The sequence below is a fragment of the Paenibacillus sp. GCM10027630 genome, from assembly GCF_042676305.1.
Taxonomy (GTDB): domain Bacteria; phylum Bacillota; class Bacilli; order Paenibacillales; family NBRC-103111; genus Paenibacillus_S.
Map to the genome: position 1 here is coordinate 17,863 of NZ_JBHTGY010000086.1, position 20,896 is coordinate 38,758.

The window sequence follows — 20,896 nt, forward strand, 5'->3', positions numbered from 1 at the left end:
TCGATACCAAAGCCGATAAGATGAGCCCCCTATTTTCCATTTCATTTTCAGAGCTTCTCGGACTAAGATCAAGGGTAAGCTTCTCCTCATTTGACTGGTGACTCTTTCGAGCTATTCGTTGACGATCCTTTCAAGCTATCCTTGGCAGCAGGATCCCCGTTATCAAAATAAGAAGTGTCTAAAATCCTCGCATAAATATAAGGGTTTAAATTAGGGCTTTGCACATGGATTTTGATTTTTTCCAGACCCTCTACATCAAAGATAAGCTGCTTTACGTCGTCTTCCGGCTTCACAGTATGCTTTTTCAGAATAGTCAAGGCTGCGTTTCCTGCATTATCGCTCGAGTTATATAGCATAAAATCCACCTCATGCTCCCCAGGGCTTATGACAGCAGCATCTAAAACAAATCGTTTGTACTTCCGGTCAGTTGTAAAAATAACATCTCCGTATTGATCGATCTTTAAAACCTCTTGGAACTGTTTATTTTTCACCAACGTCTCTTTGGAGTCTTTGGACAAAATCGCATAGATGTTGTCAATCTCCATCGGCATGGCAAAAATCGGCGTTTTTTCTGCCGGTTTGCCTCCAATATAAATTTTTTGACTGACAGCATCATAGTCGATCTGTATTTTTAACGCCTCAGCCAAGGCTCGAACCGGCAAATAGTTGCTTCCTTCATAATGAATCGCCGTCAACGGCTTCCCGGATTCGTCTTTGGGCTGCCATAATTCTCCTTTCAAAACAAACGATACACCCCGGTTAAAAAAAGCGTTGATCGGCTCCAAATTGACCGCCGCATAAGCTGATCCAAAAGAGCTGGCGATAATAGCGGCAACAAATACGGCAATCATAAGCATTTTCTTATTCTTAAAAAACATCTTCAATTACTTTCACCCTTTCGTAATGTACTTAGATCCATTCTAAATGAGGGAGCGCTTCAAAAGCGTTTCAAATTTACCGCTCAAATAATAATGATCAATTTCTTCGAAATTTCCGGCATACTTCAAGAAATAGGAAAGAGACTGTCCTTAGCAAAACAGAACTAACTCCAGATGACGGGTTTCATAATCATGAAAATAAACAGTATCGCTCCCAGCACGGAAACTACCCAAAACAAATTATTGGCCTTGCTGGAATAAGCTTGTTGTTCGGCGGGCAAAGAAGTCGCATCCCGATTGGCCGGATCGTTCAGCCACACCGTTAACTTATTCACAGCAGGAACGATGAATCCGATAATTATAAGTTGTATGACAATATAAAGGATAAGAGAACCGAAAATCCACATCTGCATGAACGTTCCGTAATCGCCGATCCACACCAGTACCAAACCGCTTAGTAAGGCAATTGTTCCACCGATTTTGGCGTTTGAAAAGCTACAGCGAATGTCTCAATTCGTCAACGCTCTGATGAGATTTCAGCAGAACATTATTGAAAAACGTCGGACCAATTCCGATAATGGCCGATAACACATGAACCAAAATGAGCCAACTCAAGGATTATCCCTTTTTTCTACAGTATTTTTGGTAGTACAGGTTCTATTGAATCGCTTCCGATTCTCAGCGTCCTTTCCTAATATTCTCAAATCCATTCTAATGAACGGAGTGCTTCAAAAGCGCTTCAAAATTTTACTTCTTCACTTTCAGCATGTTCATTATGGCGGTTACCGACTCGGCGCGGGTCGAAGGTTCTTCCGACTTGAACTTGTTATCGGTGATGTAGCTGGCAATGCCGTACAGTTCGGCTGCAGCGGCTTTGCTTCTTGCATAATCGGGAATAGCCGCATTGTCCAAGTATTGGGTCGCCGCATTGTCTATGGTCGGCAAGTTTCCTGCCCGGACGACCATAGTGATCATCTCGGCGTGGTTGATCGTCTTGTTCGGCCCGAATGTGCCATCCGGATAGCCGTTGATGATGCCGAGCTCTACGCACTGCGCGATCTCCTTGACTGCCCACGAACCGATCGTATCCTTGTCTTCAAAGGTTAGCGCCGCGCCTTTGCCGGGAGGCTTCAGCGCGTTCATCAGCAGTACGGCAAACTCGGCGCGGCTGACGCTGCGGTCCGGTTTGAACGTACCGTCGGGATAGCCGCTCACGATGCCTTTATTCACCGCCTGGATGACGTTGTTTTTCGCCCAGTGTCCGTTGATGTCCGACAGGGAGATGTCCGGGGCAGGTGTATTGCCCGGTGAAGGCGTATCGTTCGCTTTGGTTACAGTCACCTCGCATTGTTTGAAGTATCCTCCGTTCTCCGCAGTTGCCGTAATCGTAGTCTTACCCGGTGCGATGCCTGTCACTTTACCGGTATTGTCCACCGTGGCGATACGAGCGTCGTTGCTGGACCACGCAATGTCTTTGAATGTAGCGTCGTCAGGCGTGACTGCCGCCTGCAGCGTCTCGCTCTGCCCGACTTTCAATGCGAGCTCGGTTTTATTTATGCTGACTCCGCTTACGTAAACCATCCCGACCGCGTATAAAATGGTATCAGAGGATCCTATATACACGGCTCCGTCAGGACCGATCGCCGGGGAGGACCCCAATTCTTTTTCCGTTGCGAATTCCCACTTTTTTGTTCCATTCGGATTGATTGCATACAGCTTCTTGTCCCCAGAACCAACAAAGATGGTACCATCTGCTCCGATCGCCGGGGAGGAGAAGATTACATCCCCCGATACAAATTCCCATTTTTTCGTTCCGTCCGGCTTGATCGCATACAGCTTCTTATCGTACGATCCGACATAGACGGTGCCGTCTACTCCAATTACCGGGGAGGAGTAGACGGCACCCCCCATTACGAACTCCCATTTCTTCGTTCCATCCGGCTTGATCGCATACAATTTTTTGTCTTCAGAACCGACATAGATGGTGCCGTCAGAAATGATCGCCGGAGAGGATTCAACAGATTGCCCCGCTACAAACTCCCATTTTTTCGTTCCGTCCGGTTTAATCGCATAGAGCTTCTTATCCCTGGATCCGACATAGATGGTGCCGTCTGCTCCGATCGTTGGGGAGGAGGAGACAACGTCCCCCGCTACGAACTCCCATTTTTTCGTTCCGTCCGGCTTGATCGCATACAGCTTCTTATCGTACGATCCGACATAGACGGTACCGTCAGAACCAATCGCCGGAGTGGAGAAAATTCTGCCCTCTGTAACGAACTCCCATTTCTTCGCACCATCCAGCTTGATCGCATAGAGCTTCTTATCGTCAGATCCGACATAGATGGTACCGTCTGCGCCGATCGCCGGAGAGGAGGTGACTTGGTCCCCCGTTACAAACTCCCATTTCTTCGTTCCATTTTTATTGACTGCATAGAGCTTCCCGTCATTAGATCCGACATAGACGGTGCCGTCCGTACCGATGGCCGGAGAGGAGAAGATCTGACCCCATGTTGTGAACCCCCATCTTTTCATGCCGTTTGAGCTTGGCGCAGCAAGATTCTTGTTCATATTCGCGTTCAACTCAACAGCAATCGCCGTTGCAGAATGGAGCGGAAACAGACCGGCCAGCAGCAAAACAAAACAGAGCAAAGCATAAAGCGATTTCCTTTTAAACATGGCAAAGCTCCTTTCAAAAATTGACCTCAGAAAAGGGACTGTCCTTGTCCTTAGATTAGTAAAATTTTTACTCAGGAACAGCCCCGTTTCAAGATAGCCTATCTGTTACTGTTATTGCCGATCAATTGGGCCTTCTCCAGCATCCGCTGAACGATGGCCGCCGTTTCCGCTCTAGTAATGTTGCTAACCGGCAGCAATCCCGCATCCGATCCGCTGACCAGCCCACTTTTCACGGCTGCGGCGACCCCCTGTTTGGCCCATGTACCGACAGCTGTGCTGTCTGAAAACCTGGATAGCGCAGCATCCGCGTCAGCAGCGCTGAGGTTCGTTTCCAGCCCTGCAAGCTTCATCGCCCGTGCGGTCATCACCATGGCTTCTTGGCGTGTGATCGTCTTCGTCGGGCGGAAAGTTTGGTCCTCATACCCTTCTATGATATTGTATTCCTGTGCTTTTGCTACCGCCCCGATGTACCAATCACTGGACTTCACATCCGTAAAGACGGAGGTTTTCCCATTGTCGGCCAGTCCCAGCGCCCGTACGATGATCGCAGCGAACTCCGCGCGGGTAATAGCCGAATCCGGCTGGTACCGACTCTCATCGACTCCGTTAACCACCATCCTTGATGCCATGTCGTTTACCGCATGTTTAGCCCAATGTCCCTCGACATCTGCAAATGTCATGGGGTACCAAATGAGGGCATACGTGCTGTTCGTCAAGCTGTAGACGGCCGCGTAATACTTCCCGTCGCGCGATGCAACGAATGTCGGCGCATGGCGGATGGTTCCGTCTGCCTCCAACACGACGGCGGTTGTGATTCTGTTCGAGTCTACGCCGTCTGGAAGCGGAATTTCGCGCTTCACGTACGAGTTAAACTTGTCTGCGTCCGCCGTTTTGCCGTTATACGAGGCGCTCAGTGTGAAATCGACCGGTGGAACGACGACGGTAAACTTACCTTTTTCAGCCGCATTTTCCATAAGCCTGACTTTATCAGCTTCACTCTTTGCAATGCCCGCTCGCACGACGATATCCGGCAGTTTCACATGCTCTCCTAGCTGTTTCGCTAAAGGATCGATCTGTATTTCCGCCGCCGACAGCCTGTAGCTCCCGTTAGACGTTCGGATGTCCAGCACGGCCTGCTTGTTTTCCATCGCTTTCACCGCATCCCCGGTCAAGACCACCGCCACTTTGTCCGCGCTTGCCGTAACAGGTATGACCATCAGCGGTCGGTCTCCCGCCTTGGCAAGCAATTCCGCCATTTGAGCCGCATCTATCGTCACCGTATAAATGGTTCTATCACCCTCTTTCGAAGCGGCGGCTGTGGCGATTTGCTCAAACTCCTTGCCGTCAATGAGGATTCGGAACGGTGTCGTGTTATTGGATACGCTGCCCGTGCCGCTACCCGATGAACCGGAACTGCCGCGGGACGAAGCAGTCGCGCGTGTCACCGTCACAGTATACGCCTTCGTGGCGCCGTCCTGCGTCGTTACAACTACCGGAATCGTGTTGCTGCCCACGCTTAGCGGAAACGGTGGAGACGCCGCGCCGCTCGTCAAGGTAAGCAGCCCGCCCGCCAGCGTGCCGGAGCTGTTGTATACGCTAGCCGTCACACTGGCATAGATGGCATTGTATACCGACGCCGTCACCGTCACTGACGATACGCCGTTCGCCACGCTAGCCGTATAACTTGTCGTGCTGGAGGCAAACGCCGGGTTCAGCACGGTGTCTGAAAGAAGCAAGGCGCTCAAGTCTGCTGCGTTACTGCTTGCCGTCCACTTCGCATACAGCGCGGTATCCCCGGCAATCGCGGTTGCGAAATCAAACGCCGCAGTCAAGCCGCTGTCGGCGTACCAGCCTGCGAAGCTATATCCGGGCTTAGCCGGATCGATTGGCTTGGTAGCTGCGCTGCCTTTGTTCACCACTTGACTGTTCACCGGTGAACCGCCGTTGCTGTCAAAGGTCACGGTGAAATTGGTATGTTCCGTTGACGGCTCAGCAATCGTAAACGTTATGGTTTTGGAAAGTACATTCCCGGCATGATCGGCAACCTTGAAATCGACGGTGTGAGACCCCGGCGCAGTCACAAGGAAAGAACCGGCATTTCCGTTTGCCCGCTGCACCTCGTCACGATCCAGTTGATAGATCACAAACCGTACGCCTGATTCATCATCGGACGTACTGAATTGTACGGTAACGGGTTGCATGTATGTTTCTCCATAGGTTGCACCGCTTACCGTAATGCTTGGCGGTACCACGTCCGTAGGAGTTAATCCAACGTGCAAATCCGTTACCGGAGGCGGAACTTCAACGAAACGGCTAATTGCGCTTTGAAATCCGGGGCGGCTGACTGTCACCCGGTATTGTCCTGCCGCTGTATCCCAGGCATACCGACCGTCTTCGCCTGTAGTTTGGGGATTGGTGATTGGGTCTAATCTCCCTGGATAGTCTTCTTCGCTCATATCAACCCATTGGCGTAATGCAGGATCGTAATATTGCAAAACAACCGTAGCCCCCGGCAGCGGCCAAACCTTCTCATCCCCGCGCGCCGCATTGTAAACAATCCCGCTCGGATCGATTAAAATAATTGTGAATTGTTGAGCCGGTCCGCAATCAGTAATAATTTCAACCGCTAAAGGCGAAGCCGTCAATCCCTCACTATGCGGATTAAATATATGTGACCAAGCTGCGCCGGGAATGGGGCTCATATGACCCGTATAGCGGTTTCCGGACGCATCCGATGCAACCAGCCTGACATCCTGGCACGGAATTTCAAGGTTTACAGTAAACACTAGATTAGCAGACCTTGAAGCTACGGGAGTACCATTATTTTGATGTCCGTTTATTCCTCCCAACCTGACGTTTGGCGACACAACGGGGGCTGATGCTTTAATATGAAACACAGCCGTTGCAAACGGTTCAGAGTTTCCCTCCCGGTAAGCATTTACTGTTAGTTGATGGATACCTTCTGCAGCGGGCTTCACTTTCCAAGTTGTTTTGGCAATCGTTCCAGAGGTAATTCGGTCGATCGCATGAACAGCATCGCCGTCAACAAGACTCAACCCGGGACCCGCTATTAGTTTAAGCGTTACATCAGTAAGATCGCTGCCGGGATTGTATATATGAGCATTCAAATTCGCAGGAGCCGTTGTCCATTCCGAATAGGACAAAGTCTCTCTGCCGCTAAGCTGTAAGGTTGGATTGATTACGATTACACTGAATCCCTCAACTTGTTTGGGAACTACGGAAGTTGAACCTGGAGCCGTGTCGTATCCGAGTTGACCATAGCCGTTCCATCCCCAGGTCCACACGGTTCCGTCGTTTTTTACAGCCATCATATAGTCGTATCCTGCTCCAGCGGTGACGATAACTCCATCCAAATCGGGCTTCCCGGCAACCAAACGGTCCTGTACGGTTCCATTTCCGAGCTGGCCGCTGCTATTTAACCCCCAAACCCGCAATGTTCCGTCGCTTAACAGGGCAATCGAATGCATTCTTCCTGCAGCAATGGAGACGACATTGTTCAGCCCTTGCCTTGGGTTAAGGCTGCTCAGTGCTTGAACCGGATCATGGCTCGATGTAGATGTTCCGTTCCCGAGCTGCCCGGCGATGTTCCAGCCCCAAGTCCAGGCCGTTCCATCGCGTTTCAGCACAACGGTATGGTCGCTTCCTGCTGCAATAGATTTAACATCGCTCATGTTAGGCACCTGCTTGGGTATGAGGCTATCATTGTCAGGAGCCGCCGTAGCGTAACCAAGCTGGCCATAAACGTTACTGCCCCAAGTCCACACCGTCCCATCGCTTTTTACGGCAACGGTATGAGAAACTCCTGCGGCAACGGCGACGATATCGCTTAGGCCATTCGCTTGCACCGGAGAACGGCCGGTTGCGGTTGTTCCGTCCCCGAGTTGGCCGAAGCCGTTTCTGCCCCATGCCCATACCGTTCCATCTTTTTTCAGGACAACGGTATGTCTGTGACCTGCTGCAACGGCGCTGACATTGCTCAGATTGGTCACTTGCACAGGCACGGAACTATAATACCCGTTTGTGGCGTTGCCGAGTTGGCCAAAGTCGTTGGACCCCCATACCCATACCGTTCCATCGCTTTTCAGGGCAACGACATGGTCCCCTCCTGCTACAATGGCGGTGACATTGCACAAAGTGGGCACTTTTACAGGGGAGCCGCTGTTATTGAACGAACCGTTTCCAAGTTGTCCGTATTGGTTGAGCCCCCATGCCCATACCGTTCCATCGCTGTTCAAGGTAACGGTATGGGCATATCCCCCGGTTACCATTGGTTTAGTCGTAAAACCGGGAGTACAAGCAGGATCTTGTGCAAATACGAAATTTGGAAAAGAGAAGACCATCGACAAAAAGAACGCTAAAGAAAAGACGATTTGCATCGGTTTTGGAATACAGGCATTCATCACAACACCTCCACTTGATACAGTTTGTAACATGGATGACACACCTCATCCTGAATGTCATGGATATAGCAGTTTCAAATTTAATGACCTCGTATGTTAAAGATTGTCTTGTTCTATCCCCGAGTTGAGCCTAAGCGTTAGTTCCCCAAACAGACGTTTCCATTTACATTAACCCGGAAACACCTCCTTTCGATTACATTGTAAAGGAAATAACCGTTTTCTTTTTCTTAAAATTCATCTTCAATAAAATTCATCCTTCCGTAATGTATTGAATATAGAAAATCCCTCCTTTAGAAAAACATTCTATAGAAGGGAGCGCTTCAAAAGCGTTTCAAAATTTACTTTTTAACTTTCAGCATGTTCATTATGGCGGTTACCGACTCGGCGCGGGTCGACTATTCGTCTGGCTTGAACTTATTGTCGGTAATGTAGCCAAGGATGCCGTGCCGTTTGGATGCAGAAGCATTGCTTTTTGCATAATCGGGAATATCCGCGTTATCCTGAAAACCGGACGCTACATCGTCCGTGAGCGGCAAATTGGCCGCTTGGACGACCATAGTGATCATTTCAGCGTGGTTGATCGTCCTGTTCGGCTGAAATGTGCCGTCAGGATAGCCATTGATAATGCCAAGCTCAACGCAGTATGTGATCTGCTGCAAGAATTTCCACATCACTGATTTCAAAGAACGTTAACTCTAAACTCCTTCAGATCTATCCTAAAGGATGGAGCGTTTCTAAAACGCTTCAAGTTTATAGTGGTTACTCTTATAAATGCAAAGAAACCGATTCCTACGGACCGCCCTCCTTATATTTATGAGCTAATAGGATCTATCATTATCGCTAGTCGGCAGCAATCTAAAGAAGGAGCCGCTTCAAAAACGTTTCAATTTTTCACCCGTTCAAATAGTAATCGATTTCATTCAAAATTTCCGCGGAGATCCTTTTGGCTTGAGCGACCTCGGCTGCAAGGGGCGGCATCGGACGCGCAGTTGCGGCTGGGCAGAAACCGTTAAGCTCACGGCAATGGTCGAAATATTGCTGTTTGCCCGATTTTCGGTAAAGCTCTTCATTCAATAATAGCGCAGCGGTTCGATGTTCAAGCGATTCAGGATTCAGCTTCCATATTGCATATCGAATCGAGGCCTGTTCTTTTAAACCGGAATTTTGCTCGAATATTCGCTCCAGTCTGTTTGTTGCTTCGTCGAGACTTATCCAGCCTAAACCTGTCTTCAATTGCCACAGCAGCACAAGGAGGCTGATCCGCATATCTTTTCGCCTAAGCATATTTGCGATATGCAGAGCTTCTTCCGCTGCCTCCACAGCACTTTCATATTGATTTTGGCGCTGCCTCAGCAAGCTCATGAAGTAGAGAGTTTCGCATTTGAAATAAGGGGCGTGCAGTTGTTTGAACAGCCGTATCGAGCATCCGAGCAAAAGATCAGCCTCCTCCAGTCGATGCTGCGCCAAAAGGTTGCGACCTTCAAAACTGAGCATGATGGCCACGACTCGCCAATCCTTGATAGCAACGGCTTCTTCAAGACAAAAGACGATACATGGTGATGCCTGCGCATGTTGTCCGAGATACCAATAGTACTTCCCTAACATTCCAAAAGCATTAGCGAAGCCCATACGGTCTCCTATCGAATTGCTGATTTCCATCTTATCCACTATGAGATCGAAAGCCCGATCCATTTCATCCATATCCATATACACCAATGCCAAGATGCCCATGGCTTGCTCGATGGAATACTTATCCTGGTTCTTAGTTGCTAGCCGGATTTGTTTCTTGATCCAAATAATCGCTTGGTCGTATTTGCATTGGTCATAAAACAGATGTCCTATTATTCCAAAGAATCGGCAATCCTCGTGGGATTGATTCTCGACATGAGACAACCCCATTCTTTTCCTCAGATAAAAGAATACCTTGTCATAATTTCCTCTATAGTAATGAAGAATGCCGAGCGTCACATAAACGGAAATCAGTCCGCAATGATCCTCCAAAAGCTCAAAGCTGCGCATTGCTCGCTCCAAATGAACTCTCGCTTCTTCATATTTACCTTGCAATCGCAAACAATTCCCGAGCACTACGTCGCATACGGATCGTTCTCTGATCGATGCAGAATTTTCTGACCGCTCAAGCCATTGTTTGTATGTCTTTTCCGCTTCGATCCAATCCCCCATCATGATACAAGCTTCGCCTAGTTTCATCAGAATAGGTAAAATTTGTTCGGATGGCAGCAGCTTGCAAAGCTTTCGGTAATATTTGATTCTCGTTTCATTGGCATAGATCTTCTCCTCAGCCGATGCAGCCATTTCATAATAAGGAACCGCCTCACTACCCATTCCTGCGAGTTCGTAATGAAAGGCGATTTCCGCGGCAATAGGCTCAGGCAGTCTGTGATGAAAAGCAATCAGGCCATTGGCAATCTGCTGATGATAATAGCGGAGTATACTGTCGTTCTTCAATTTGTACGCGACTCCCCTTAGGAGTTCATGCGTAAAATCGTACTGACCGTCCCCCAATTCATGCATAACTTTCAGCTTCACCAACTGCTCCATAATTTCAAGTACAGTTTTCTCTTTCGACTCTAAAACAAGTGCCATAAATTCCGGTAACACCGGCCTTCCGACAGCCGCTACAGCTGAAATAAGCTGTATGCATTCCTCTGAAAGCCTGTTTAAGCGGTTTTCGATAGCGGATTTCACCAAAGGCGAAAGCCTCAATTCACTTTTGTTGCTGCTTGTTTGCCATTCCCTCATCGTCTCGACAATGAACAGTGGATTTCCTCCGGTATCCATGTATAAACTGGATGAGTTAAGGTCCGCTAACGAATTGCCCACTATAGCGGCCATCAGTCGTTTCGTATCCTCCTCGCTGAAAGGGGCAAGCTCGATTTCCGTTAGGTTCCGTTCAAGCCGAAGTCCTGTGAAAAAACGCCCGATTGCATCGTCTGCGAACTCATCTGTTCTCATTGTCGCGATCACGAAGAGTTTGGCTTTCGAGCCGCCGCGAAGAAGATAGGAAATAAGCTGAAGCGTTTCCATGTCGCTCCATTGAATATCATCAAGGATGAGCAGCAGTGGTTGTTGATCAAGCAGCATCCGTTCTATCGCTTCATACCACTTGTTCAGCTGCCAATTTTCCTGAATCGGGTTCGGCATCGGCAAGTCCGGATAGCGTTCATACAATTCAGGCAGCAATCGAGCTAGCTCCGACAGCCATACCGGGCTCATCTGTGGCAACGGAATGCTTCTGAGCCAATTTGTTACCGGAGTGTAGGATAGCGACCTTACCGTTGGATAACATCCGGCAAAAGCCGTTTGTATCCCTTGGCTTTCTAGCCAACCCTTAAATTCCATCGCCATTCTGGTTTTTCCAATTCCCGACTCTCCCTTCAGCACAAGCAAGGAGGTTCTGCCCGCCTTAGCCTGCTGCCAAACACTCAGCATACTTCCCCATTCATCGATTCTGCCGATAAACGGAGTTTGTCTGTATGCGACATTCGAATTATCGCCTCCGCTCTGCGCGAGTCTTTGAAACAACTGCTGAGTCTCCCCCGCAGGAGCAATGCCAAGCTCAGCTTCAAAAACGCAGCACAATTGCTCATAAATTTGCACAACACCGGCCATATCTTTGTTCAAGGCTTTTAGCCGCATCAGCGTACGATAAGTTTCCTCCCTTAATTTATTTTGGGCCAGCAGTTTATTCGCGAAAATTAAGGCCGAGGAGTATTCCCGCTGACTTTCCAGCATAGAAATGAGTTTGTCGAGCACGTCTAAATACGTTTGCGCCAACAATTCCCGCTTTGCATTGAGCCATTCCTCATAAAATCCGGGGAGTAGCTCGCCTCGGTACAGTTCTTCCGCTTGACGCAGCTCATAGAGAGTTTTTCCTTGAGCCGCCTGTTCAAACTCGTGCACATCCGAATAGCAGGGCAGTTCATTAATCCAATGCATGTAAGACGAAGTGATTTGGAGATAGCGGTTTATTTGTGGGAAGCATTTTCGAAGATCATGAATGAGTTTGCGCAGATTGGAAAGAGCTTGTTTCTCGGTGGAATCCGGCCAAAAGTCAAAGGCCATTTGTCTCCTGCTTTGGGGTATGTCAAAAGCCAGAATCAAGTACGCCAACAGCAGCCCGACCTTTTTGCCGGGAATTGTCGGTATGGTCTCGTCATCGAAGGTGATTTTCAAACTGCCTAATAATTGAAAACGGCAACCTGTCAAAATGACAACCCCCAATCCTGCATGTTCTACTTTCTTTTATCTAAAACATATCTCAGACAGTCAGTCAATAGTCGACTAGTACTAATGTTATGAAATTAGGTATGGGTGACGGACTTTGACGGCTAGAAGCTCCAATTGCTACCTTCCGTCAACTACGATTTCCCGGTATAGGGGCACATTAACTAAAAAGCACTCCTATGTTGGCTAGTTATGAAATATGACATTTCATGACCAGCCGCTAGGAGTGCCTTTGTTGTTAAATGAATGGATCGTAATTTAAGGATCGTACTTACTTGTTATTGTCCATCCACTGGAAATGGAAGCTTCCCTCTTTATCAAGACGTTGGAACGTATGAGCCCCGAAATAATCCCTTTGTGCTTGCAGTAGATTAGCTGGCAGCCTCTCCGATCGATAGCTGTCATAATAGGCTAGAGCAGAAGCAAAAGCAGGAACCGGAATTCCTCTTGTTACGGCAATCGCTATGACTTTTCTCCAAGCTTCCTGATAGTTTTCAACGATACCGTTGAAGTATTCGTCCAAGAACAGGTTGCTTAAAGCAGGGTTCCGGTCATAAGCATCCTTAATATTTTGCAGAAATCTTGCACGGATAATACATCCACCGCGGAATATCATCGCTATGCTGCCATAGTTCAGATCCCAGTTGTATGCGTCAGAAGCAGCTCTCATTTGTGCAAAACCCTGAGCATAGGAAGCTATTTTACTTGTATACAAAGCTTTGCGAACTGCTTCGATAAATTCATTAGGGTCCCCTTCATAGCCGGATACCGCAGGACCTTTCAACAGCTTGCTTGCGGCTACGCGTTCTTCTTTCATTGCGGAGATAAACCGCGCGAACACGGATTCAGTTATGATGGACAATGGAACGCCCAGATCCAATGCACTTTGGCTAGTCCATTTACCGGTACCTTTTTGCCCTGCCGAATCAAGAATTACATCCACCATCGGTTTGCCTGTATCGGGATCTGCCTTCTTGAAAATATCGGCTGTGATTTCGATCAAATAGCTATCCAGCTCGCCATTGTTCCATTCTGTGAAAATGTCATGCAGCTGGCTTGTACTCAAGTTCAGTACATCCTTGAGTAGATGATAGGCTTCGCCAATAAGCTGCATATCGCCGTATTCGATCCCGTTGTGTACCATTTTGACATAATGGCCTGCGCCATCTGCTCCAATATAAGTCGAGCAAGGGTCGCCATTCACTTTGGCAGAAATGGCTGTCAGGATCGGCTCAACCAGCTCATACGCATCTTTTTGCCCACCAGGCATAATTGCTGGGCCTTTCAATGCGCCTTCTTCTCCTCCGGAAACGCCTGCGCCGATGAAGCGGAAGCCTTGAGCCTGAAGATCCTTGTTTCTGCGCTGTGTATCAGGGAAATATGCGTTTCCGCCATCGATCAGAATATCTCCTTGATCCAGGTAAGGCACCAACTGATTAATAGTATCGTCAGTAGGTTGGCCCGCTTTGACCATAATAAGGATTTTACGCGGTTTCTCCAGCGACTGAACGAATTCTTCTACATTGTAGGTGCCAACGAAATCTTTTCCTTGCGCTTCTGCCAATAGTTCATTTGTTTTCTCTGCTGAACGGTTATACACCGCAACCGAGAAACCCTTGCTTTCGATATTCAAGGCGAGGTTTTTACCCATGACGGCCAAACCGACCACACCAATTTGTTGTTTTTTCACAAGTAGCTACCTCCCTGTCGTTACTGTCCGGCTGTAGATAAGCGTTTTAAGAGCTCAGCTTTTTGCTCCTCAAAACCAGGCTTGCCAAGCAATGCAAACATATTGATTTTGTACGCCTCTACGCCAGGTTGATCGAACGGGTTAACCCCAAGCAGCAAGCCGCTGATGCCGCAGGCTTTCTCGAAGAAATAAACCATTTCGCCGTACGTATACTCATTAAGCTCATCCAATTCAACAATCAGATTAGGTACGCCGCCATCGACATGTGCAAGCCGCGTGCCTTCAGCTGCCTTTTTGTTCACTTCATCCATCGTCATTCCTGCAACAAAATTCAATCCGTCCAGATTACCGGAGTCCTCTTGGATAGTAAATTCGACTTTCGCTTTCTTCACCGAAAGCACTGTCTCGATGAGATCGCGTCGACCTTCTTGAACATATTGGCCCATGGAATGCAAATCGGTCGTGAAATCGACGGATGCCGGATATAGCCCTTTTTGGTCCTTCCCTTCGCTTTCGCCAAACAGCTGCTTCCACCATTCGGAAACAAAATGCAGAGAGGGCTCAAAGTTAGCAAGCAGCTCAATTGTTTTACCTTTACGGTAAAGAGCGTTACGAACAGCCGCATACTGATAGCTCTCATTTGAAGCTAGATCGGGATTATTGTATTTCTTAGCAGCAGCCGCTGCTCCTTCCATCATTTGATCGATGTTGAGTCCGGCAGTTGCAATCGGCAGAAGCCCTACCGCTGTAAGCACGGAATAACGTCCGCCTACATCATCGGGAATGACGAAGGTTTCATAGCCTTCTTCATCGGCAAGTTTTTTGAGTGCGCCCTTCGATTGGTCGGTTGTCGCGAAGATGCGTTTGCGCGCTTCCTCTTTACCATATTTCTTTTCCATATAATCACGCAAAATACGGAATGCAATGGCCGGTTCCGTCGTTGTGCCCGACTTGGAAATAACATTTAGGGAAATGTCTTTGCCCTCAAGCAGCTCCAATAAATGAGTGATATACGTTGAGCTGATATTTTGACCGGCAAAATATACCTCCGTATTACCCTTCATTTGGTTATGGAAAGTATGGGATAGCGCTTCAATCGCCGATCTTGCTCCCAAATAGGAACCACCGATACCAATTACGATGAGAGCTTGAGAATTGCTGCGAATGCGTTTCGCGGCGTCTTTAATTCTCGCAAATTCTTCTTTATCATAATCAAGCGGCAGATTAACCCAGCCCAAATAATCGGATCCAGGGCCCTGCTTGTCATGCAGCATATTGTGAGCTACCTTCACGAACTCACTGAAATTATCCACCTCGTGCTGCTGGATAAACGATAGCGCATTGAAGTAATCGAATGAAATTGTCATTTGAATTGTTCTCCTTTAAACCCTTTTATAATAAAGTGCAGCTTAAAGTTGCGTTGTTTTTTTCCAGTCGGCAGCAAATTTCTCCATGCCTTGATCCGTTAGTGGATGTTTGGTCATTTGTTCGATGACTGAGAAAGGAATTGTTGCGATATGGGCACCAGCCATGGCTACGCGTGTTACGTGGTCCGGATGACGTACAGATGCCGCGATGATTTGTGCATCCAGGTTATGAGTACGGAACAATTCAGCGATTTTGGAGACGAGTAGAACGCCATCTTCCGAAATATCATCCAAACGGCCCAGGAACGGGGATACATAAGTTGCGCCAGCGCGAGCTGCCAAGAGTGCTTGGTTCACAGTGAAGATCAATGTTACGTTTGTCTTAACACCTTTCTTCGTCAGGTAACGGCATGCCTCCAAGCCTGCCAACGTCATCGGGAGCTTAATGGTGATGTTTTTGTCATTGTTGTTGATTTTGATCAATTCATTCGCTTGTGCGATCATGTCTTCAGCTGTTTCTGCATCAGGCGTTACTTCGGCCGAAACGGATTCAACCTCAGGTACTTCGCGCAAAATCTCAGCGATGCGATCTTCGAATTTCACGCCTTCTTTGGCAATCAAAGATGGGTTTGTCGTAACACCGGACAAAAGACCTGTTTTATAAGCTTTTTTGATGTCTACCAGATTAGCCGTGTCGATAAAGAATTTCATAGTTATTACCTCCGTTTTTTTATGGGTATAATTTAACATTCAAACTATAGTTTAACTGTTTTTTTTGTTTTCTTCCACTTCCTACAGTAATTCTTTCGTCAAACGAACTACATTATCCACGGAGAATCCAAAATATTCCAAGACCTCAGGACCTGATCCCGAAGCTCCGAATGTATCGATTGACAATACATTGCCGCTTGGTCCTGTGTATCGTTCCCAACCAAGCGAAATGCCAGCTTCAATAGCTAAACGCTTTGTCACAGAATCAGGAAGCACCGACTGCCTATAAGCTTCAGATTGACGATTGAACAGCTCTCGGCTTGGCATGGCAACTACGCGTACAGAAATATTATCCTTCTCAAGCTCAGCCTTCGCTTTAACGGCCAAGGAAACTTCAGAACCGGTGCCAATCAGGATAACATCCGGCTGATTATTCGTTTCCGCCAGCACATAGGCTCCTTTGGTTACTCCGTCTATATTGCCTTTGGTCGCCTCATAGATAGGCAGGTTCTGTCTGCTCAGCACCAGGGCTACCGGACCTTCATTTTGCTGCAAGGCGTAGGCCCATGCACTTGCCGTTTCATTGGCGTCGGTTGGACGTATCACCGTAAGTCCTGGAATGGTGCGCAAAGCTGCCAGGTGCTCAACGGGCTCATGTGTGGGTCCATCTTCTCCGACAGCCACTGAATCATGGGTAAATACGTAAATAACAGGCAGTTTCTGCAGAGCAGCCAGTCGAATCGACGGGCGCAAATAGTCGCTGAACACGAAGAACGTGCTTACGAATGGTTTCACGCCGCCGTGCAGCGCCATACCGTTGCCAGCTGCACCCATTGCATGCTCGCGAACGCCGAAGTAGATATTACGTCCCGCATAGGATTCAATGGCAAATACTTGCTCACCGCTAATATCGGTCATAGTGGAATGGGACAAGTCTGCGCTGCCTCCGAAGATCGAAGGAACCGATTTAACGAAATGATTGATCGCTTGACCGCTTGCTACACGGGTTGAAATCGACTTGGAAGCATCGAAGGTAAGAATGTCTGCTGCATCGATAACGACAGAACCACCAATAACTTGTTCAAGCTCCGCTGCAAGAGCAGGATGCTGTACTTTATAAGAGCTGATCAATTGATTCCACGCTGCTTCTTTGGCCTCGCCATTTTGTTTAAGCTGCGCAAAATGGGCTTTCACTTCTGCCGGAACCGTGAATTCTTCCTCATACTTCCAACCGTAAGCTTCCTTGGTAGCCTTACCTTCTTCTTTGCCAAGTGGAGCACCATGCGCTTTATTTGTTCCCGCTACTTTGCTTCCGTATCCGATAATCGTCCTAATTTCGATAATCGTCGGCTGGGAATCATTCTGCTTGGCAGCTTCGATAGCTTTAGCAATTTGCTCGATGTCATTGCCGTCTTCAACTCTCAAATACTGCCAATTTGCGGATTCTGCTCTTTTTTGCATGTTCTCCCCAAAGGAAAGATTGAGATCGCCGTCCAGAGAAATGTCGTTGGAATCGTACAATACAACCAATTTGCCCAGTTTCATGTGTCCTGCCATGGACATAGCCTCGTAAGAGATCCCTTCCATCAAGCAGCCATCTCCAACAAGCGCATAGGTGAAGTGGTCGACAACCGGGAACCCGCTTTGGTTAAATTTCGAAGCCAGGTGCGCTTCAGCCATCGCCATACCTACAGCCATCGCAATACCTTGTCCTAGAGGACCGGTTGTTGCATCTACGCCATCTGTGTGGCCAAATTCAGGATGTCCCGGTGTCTTACTGTTCAGCTTGCGGAACTGCTTCACATCTTCTATAGAAACATTGTAGCCAGACAAATGCAGAAGGCTGTAAAGCAAAGCAGAGCCGTGACCCGCGGATAATACAAAGCGATCCCGATTGAACCATTTTGCATGGGCCGGATTGTGATTAAGATGCTTTCCCCAAAGTGTATACGCCATAGGCGCAGCTCCCATAGGCAACCCCGGATGTCCGGAATTGGCAGCGTTAATGGCATCAATAGATAACGTACGAATTGTATCGATAGCCAGTTGATCAATCGTTTGTGTGATAGGCATATTGTCCTCCTTTTATGGACTCGATTTCTTGTACCGATTTGTCATCGAACCACCAATGATAACCGTCTTGTGCCAACAGCTCATCGGACTCGACAGGTCCGTAAGTACCAGCTGTATAGAGATGGAGCGGCACCAGGTTCTCTTCGTATGCATCTAAGATAGGTTGAACCCATTGCCATGACAATTCAACTTCATCCCAATGCGCAAAAAACGTAGAATCCCCGTGCAAAGCGTCGCAAATCAAGTTCTCATAAGCCTCAGGCACATCGTCCCTACTCTCATGAAAGTCGATATGAATCGGCTTGAACTCGCCTTTGTTCAGTGGATCTATTGTATTTAATTGGAGCAAAATGCCTTCGTTAGGACTGATTTCAAATATGAGAAGGTTAGGCATTTTAGTATCTACGGCTGCTGTCCCTGACTGCTTTAACGGTTCTTTGAACTCGATCACGATTCGTGTCGATTTGTCCTTCATTCTTTTGCCGGTACGGATGTAAAAAGGAACGCCCCGCCAAAAATAATCATCGATTTGCAGCTTTGCTGCGATAAAGGTGTCATTTCTAGAGGTTGCAGCAATGTTGGGTTCAGATGTATAACCGACCACCGGTTTCCCCTGGATCGTTCCTTCCCCGTACTGTCCGCGGACAACGTTGGAGCTGACATCCTCTTTTTGCAGCAGCTTCAGGGAATCCATCACCAGTTTCTTTTTGAAGCGGACATTCTCTGAAGTACTGTTGTTAGGGAGGTGGATCGTCAGCATCATGAGCAATTGCAGCATATGGTTTTGGAACATGTCTCTCACAGCGCCAACATGATCGTAATAGCCAGCACGTTCTTCAACACCGACGGTTTCGTTGGCCGTTATTTGAACATTAGCAATGTATCGGTTGCCCCATAATGCTTGAAGGACCGGATTGCTCTGCTGCAGAACATCAAGCTTCTGTACCATCGGCTTGCCGAGATAATGATCGATTCGAAAAATCTCATCTTCCGTAAAAGCCTTGCTCAGATTTTTATTCAAATCCCGAGCGGACTGCAGATCATGACCGAAAGGCTTCTCGATCACAAGACGCTTCCAGCCATTCGCAGAACCAAGCCCGCTTTCATGGATGTTGGCTGTAATGGTTTCAAAAAATTCAGGTCCTACAGACAAATAAAACATGCGATTCGGCTCCATGCGAAGCTCTTCTTCCTGTTGTTCAATCAACTGCAGCAGCTTCTGGTAATCTTCTTTACGGTTTACGTCAAGAACGTTATAACGGAATTTACGCAAGAAGTTTTCCATTAATACAGGATCGTTCGCTTCACGCCTGGAAAACGTGAGGAGAGATTGCTCGACATTTGCTTGAAAAGCTTTATCAGACAGCTCTCTTCTTCCAAGGCCGATTACGGAGAAGGATTGTGGTAATTTCTGATCGATGAACAAATTATACAGAGCAGGGTAAATTTTTCTTTTGGCTAAATCCCCTGTAGCTCCAAACAAGACAAACGTGGTAGCCTCCATTTTCTTCTCCTTCCAGCAGGGCTTCTTGGTTAGCTCTGGTTTCTATTTCTCTTATCCACTATAATACGAATATCACCTATACAGGTAATTAATATATTTTAAGGGAGATATAGACCACGTCTATGATCAATTACGAACTATACAAGGTTTTTTACTGGGCTGCGAAGACGGGAAGCCTGTCCAAGGCTGCCAAATCATTGTTCCTCACCCAGCCTAGCGTCACCCACGCTATCAAGCAGCTGGAAGAGAGCTTCGGCATCACCTTGTTTTACAGGAATTCCAAAGGCGTTGCCTTAACGCCTGAGGGCATCATCCTGTATTCTTATATCGAGAAGTCTCAGATCCTCATATCCTTGGCCGAAGAAAAGATGGCCGCGCTTAAAAATCTCGACAGCGGCGAGCTAAGGATCGGCGGCAGTGATTCTTTATTCAAGCATTATATGCTTCCTTATCTGGAAACCTATCATGAGAAGTACCCGGGTATCAAATTGCATCTAAATCATGGGACGACGCCAGAAACCATCTCATTTTTGAAAGAAGGTAAAATCGATTTGGGGGTCGTTCGTATGCCTATCGTCGATTCTCAGCTTGAAGTGATGAAGGGAATACAGCTGCAGGACTGCTTTGTAGCGGGGGCTCGTTATGACGAGCTTAAGGATAGGGTGCTCTCACTGGAGCTGCTGCTTCAGTACCCAATTATCCTATTCTCGCGGAATAGCCGGGTACGTATGGCCATCACAGAACTATTTGAAAGCTATGGTTATCAAATCAAGCCTGAAATTGAGGTGGGAAGCGTCGATCTTCTCATCGAGTTTGCGCGGAAAGGTCTCGGAATCTCTTACATAACGAAAGAATTCATTTCCAAGGAACTGGAAGAAGGGTCCCTCTTTGAAATTCAATTAGATATCCAGATGCCACCTTCCCAAGTGGGCTTCATGATTATGCGCAATATGCCGCTTTCCAATGCGGCAAGCAAGTTTATTGAACTTGTGAAATAAATAGTTACGTGAATCAAGCAGCTTATAGGCTGATCGATACTGCCATAATTAGTAATAAGGATGAACTTGGTATGTGAATCGGTGAAAATGAATCTTGTTAGCTTCAATTGGACCAAATAGATTCCTGCGAATATGCAGTTATTCTCTACTGAAATTTGCGGGTGGAAGGAATAAACTGCGAAAATGCAGTAATTTTCATATAATGTGGTCTAGTATTAGCTAAGAATGGAAAAAAGATGCACATTAAGTCAATTTCATAATTCAATTCTTTGAAAGTCAGACTGATCCCAAATCCATGGGCTCTTTTTTAAAAAATTATGCGACCTGCTTAGC

12 protein-coding genes are annotated in these 20,896 nt (G+C 47.5%); 1 reads left to right on the forward strand and 11 read right to left on the reverse strand.

Translation table 11 applies throughout. From position 1 onward, the window contains the following. Positions 1–86: 86 nt before the first annotated feature. The 11 genes from ACFQ0C_RS32950 to zwf all read right to left on the reverse strand — a co-directional run bounded on the left by ACFQ0C_RS32950 (position 87) and on the right by zwf (position 19,565). A complete protein-coding gene (locus ACFQ0C_RS32950) occupies positions 87–884 on the reverse strand; it encodes a stalk domain-containing protein (protein WP_379373276.1) in 798 nt (265 codons plus the stop codon). Positions 885–1,042: 158 nt separating this feature from the next. Further along, positions 1,043–1,318 carry a DUF2269 family protein gene (locus ACFQ0C_RS32955; RefSeq protein WP_379373278.1) on the reverse strand — a complete coding sequence of 92 codons (276 nt, stop codon included), beginning with the start codon at positions 1,316–1,318 and terminating at the stop codon, positions 1,043–1,045. Positions 1,319–1,625: 307 nt separating this feature from the next. Then, positions 1,626–3,554 carry an outer membrane protein assembly factor BamB family protein gene (locus tag ACFQ0C_RS32960; RefSeq protein ID WP_379373280.1) on the reverse strand — a complete coding sequence of 643 codons (1,929 nt, stop codon included), beginning with the start codon at positions 3,552–3,554 and terminating at the stop codon, positions 1,626–1,628. Positions 3,555–3,652: 98 nt separating this feature from the next. Continuing rightward, complete coding sequence (locus ACFQ0C_RS32965) at positions 3,653–8,008, reverse strand: RCC1 domain-containing protein (RefSeq protein WP_379373282.1); 4,356 nt, start codon at positions 8,006–8,008, stop codon at positions 3,653–3,655. 362 nt (positions 8,009–8,370) lie between these two features. Further along, the gene (locus tag ACFQ0C_RS32970) at positions 8,371–8,649 is read right to left on the reverse strand and encodes an S-layer homology domain-containing protein (protein ID WP_379373296.1); all 279 of its coding nucleotides are present in this window, start codon (positions 8,647–8,649) and stop codon (positions 8,371–8,373) included. 217 nt (positions 8,650–8,866) lie between these two features. Further along, entirely contained in the window at positions 8,867–12,202 is a 3,336-nt protein-coding gene (locus ACFQ0C_RS32975; RefSeq protein ID WP_379373284.1) for an ATP-binding protein, read from the reverse strand. A gap of 289 nt (positions 12,203–12,491) precedes the next feature. Further along, on the reverse strand, positions 12,492–13,910 hold the full coding sequence (gene gndA / locus ACFQ0C_RS32980; RefSeq protein WP_379373286.1) for an NADP-dependent phosphogluconate dehydrogenase: 1,419 nt from the start codon (positions 13,908–13,910) through the stop codon (positions 12,492–12,494). Positions 13,911–13,930: 20 nt separating this feature from the next. Continuing rightward, entirely contained in the window at positions 13,931–15,277 is a 1,347-nt protein-coding gene (locus ACFQ0C_RS32985) for a glucose-6-phosphate isomerase (RefSeq protein ID WP_379373288.1), read from the reverse strand. A gap of 42 nt (positions 15,278–15,319) precedes the next feature. Beyond that, positions 15,320–15,988 carry a fructose-6-phosphate aldolase gene (fsa, locus tag ACFQ0C_RS32990; protein ID WP_379373290.1) on the reverse strand — a complete coding sequence of 223 codons (669 nt, stop codon included), beginning with the start codon at positions 15,986–15,988 and terminating at the stop codon, positions 15,320–15,322. An 81-nt stretch (positions 15,989–16,069) separates the two neighbouring features. Further along, entirely contained in the window at positions 16,070–18,055 is a 1,986-nt protein-coding gene (tkt, locus tag ACFQ0C_RS32995) for a transketolase (protein ID WP_379373298.1), read from the reverse strand. Further along, on the reverse strand, positions 18,039–19,565 hold the full coding sequence (zwf, locus tag ACFQ0C_RS33000) for a glucose-6-phosphate dehydrogenase (RefSeq protein WP_379373292.1): 1,527 nt from the start codon (positions 19,563–19,565) through the stop codon (positions 18,039–18,041). Before zwf ends, tkt begins: the two co-directional genes overlap by 17 nt. 122 nt (positions 19,566–19,687) lie before the next feature. On the opposite strand from zwf, the gene ACFQ0C_RS33005 reads away from it, so the two are divergent. After that, the gene (locus tag ACFQ0C_RS33005; protein WP_379373294.1) at positions 19,688–20,563 is read left to right on the forward strand and encodes a LysR family transcriptional regulator; all 876 of its coding nucleotides are present in this window, start codon (positions 19,688–19,690) and stop codon (positions 20,561–20,563) included. Positions 20,564–20,896 lie beyond the last annotated feature (333 nt).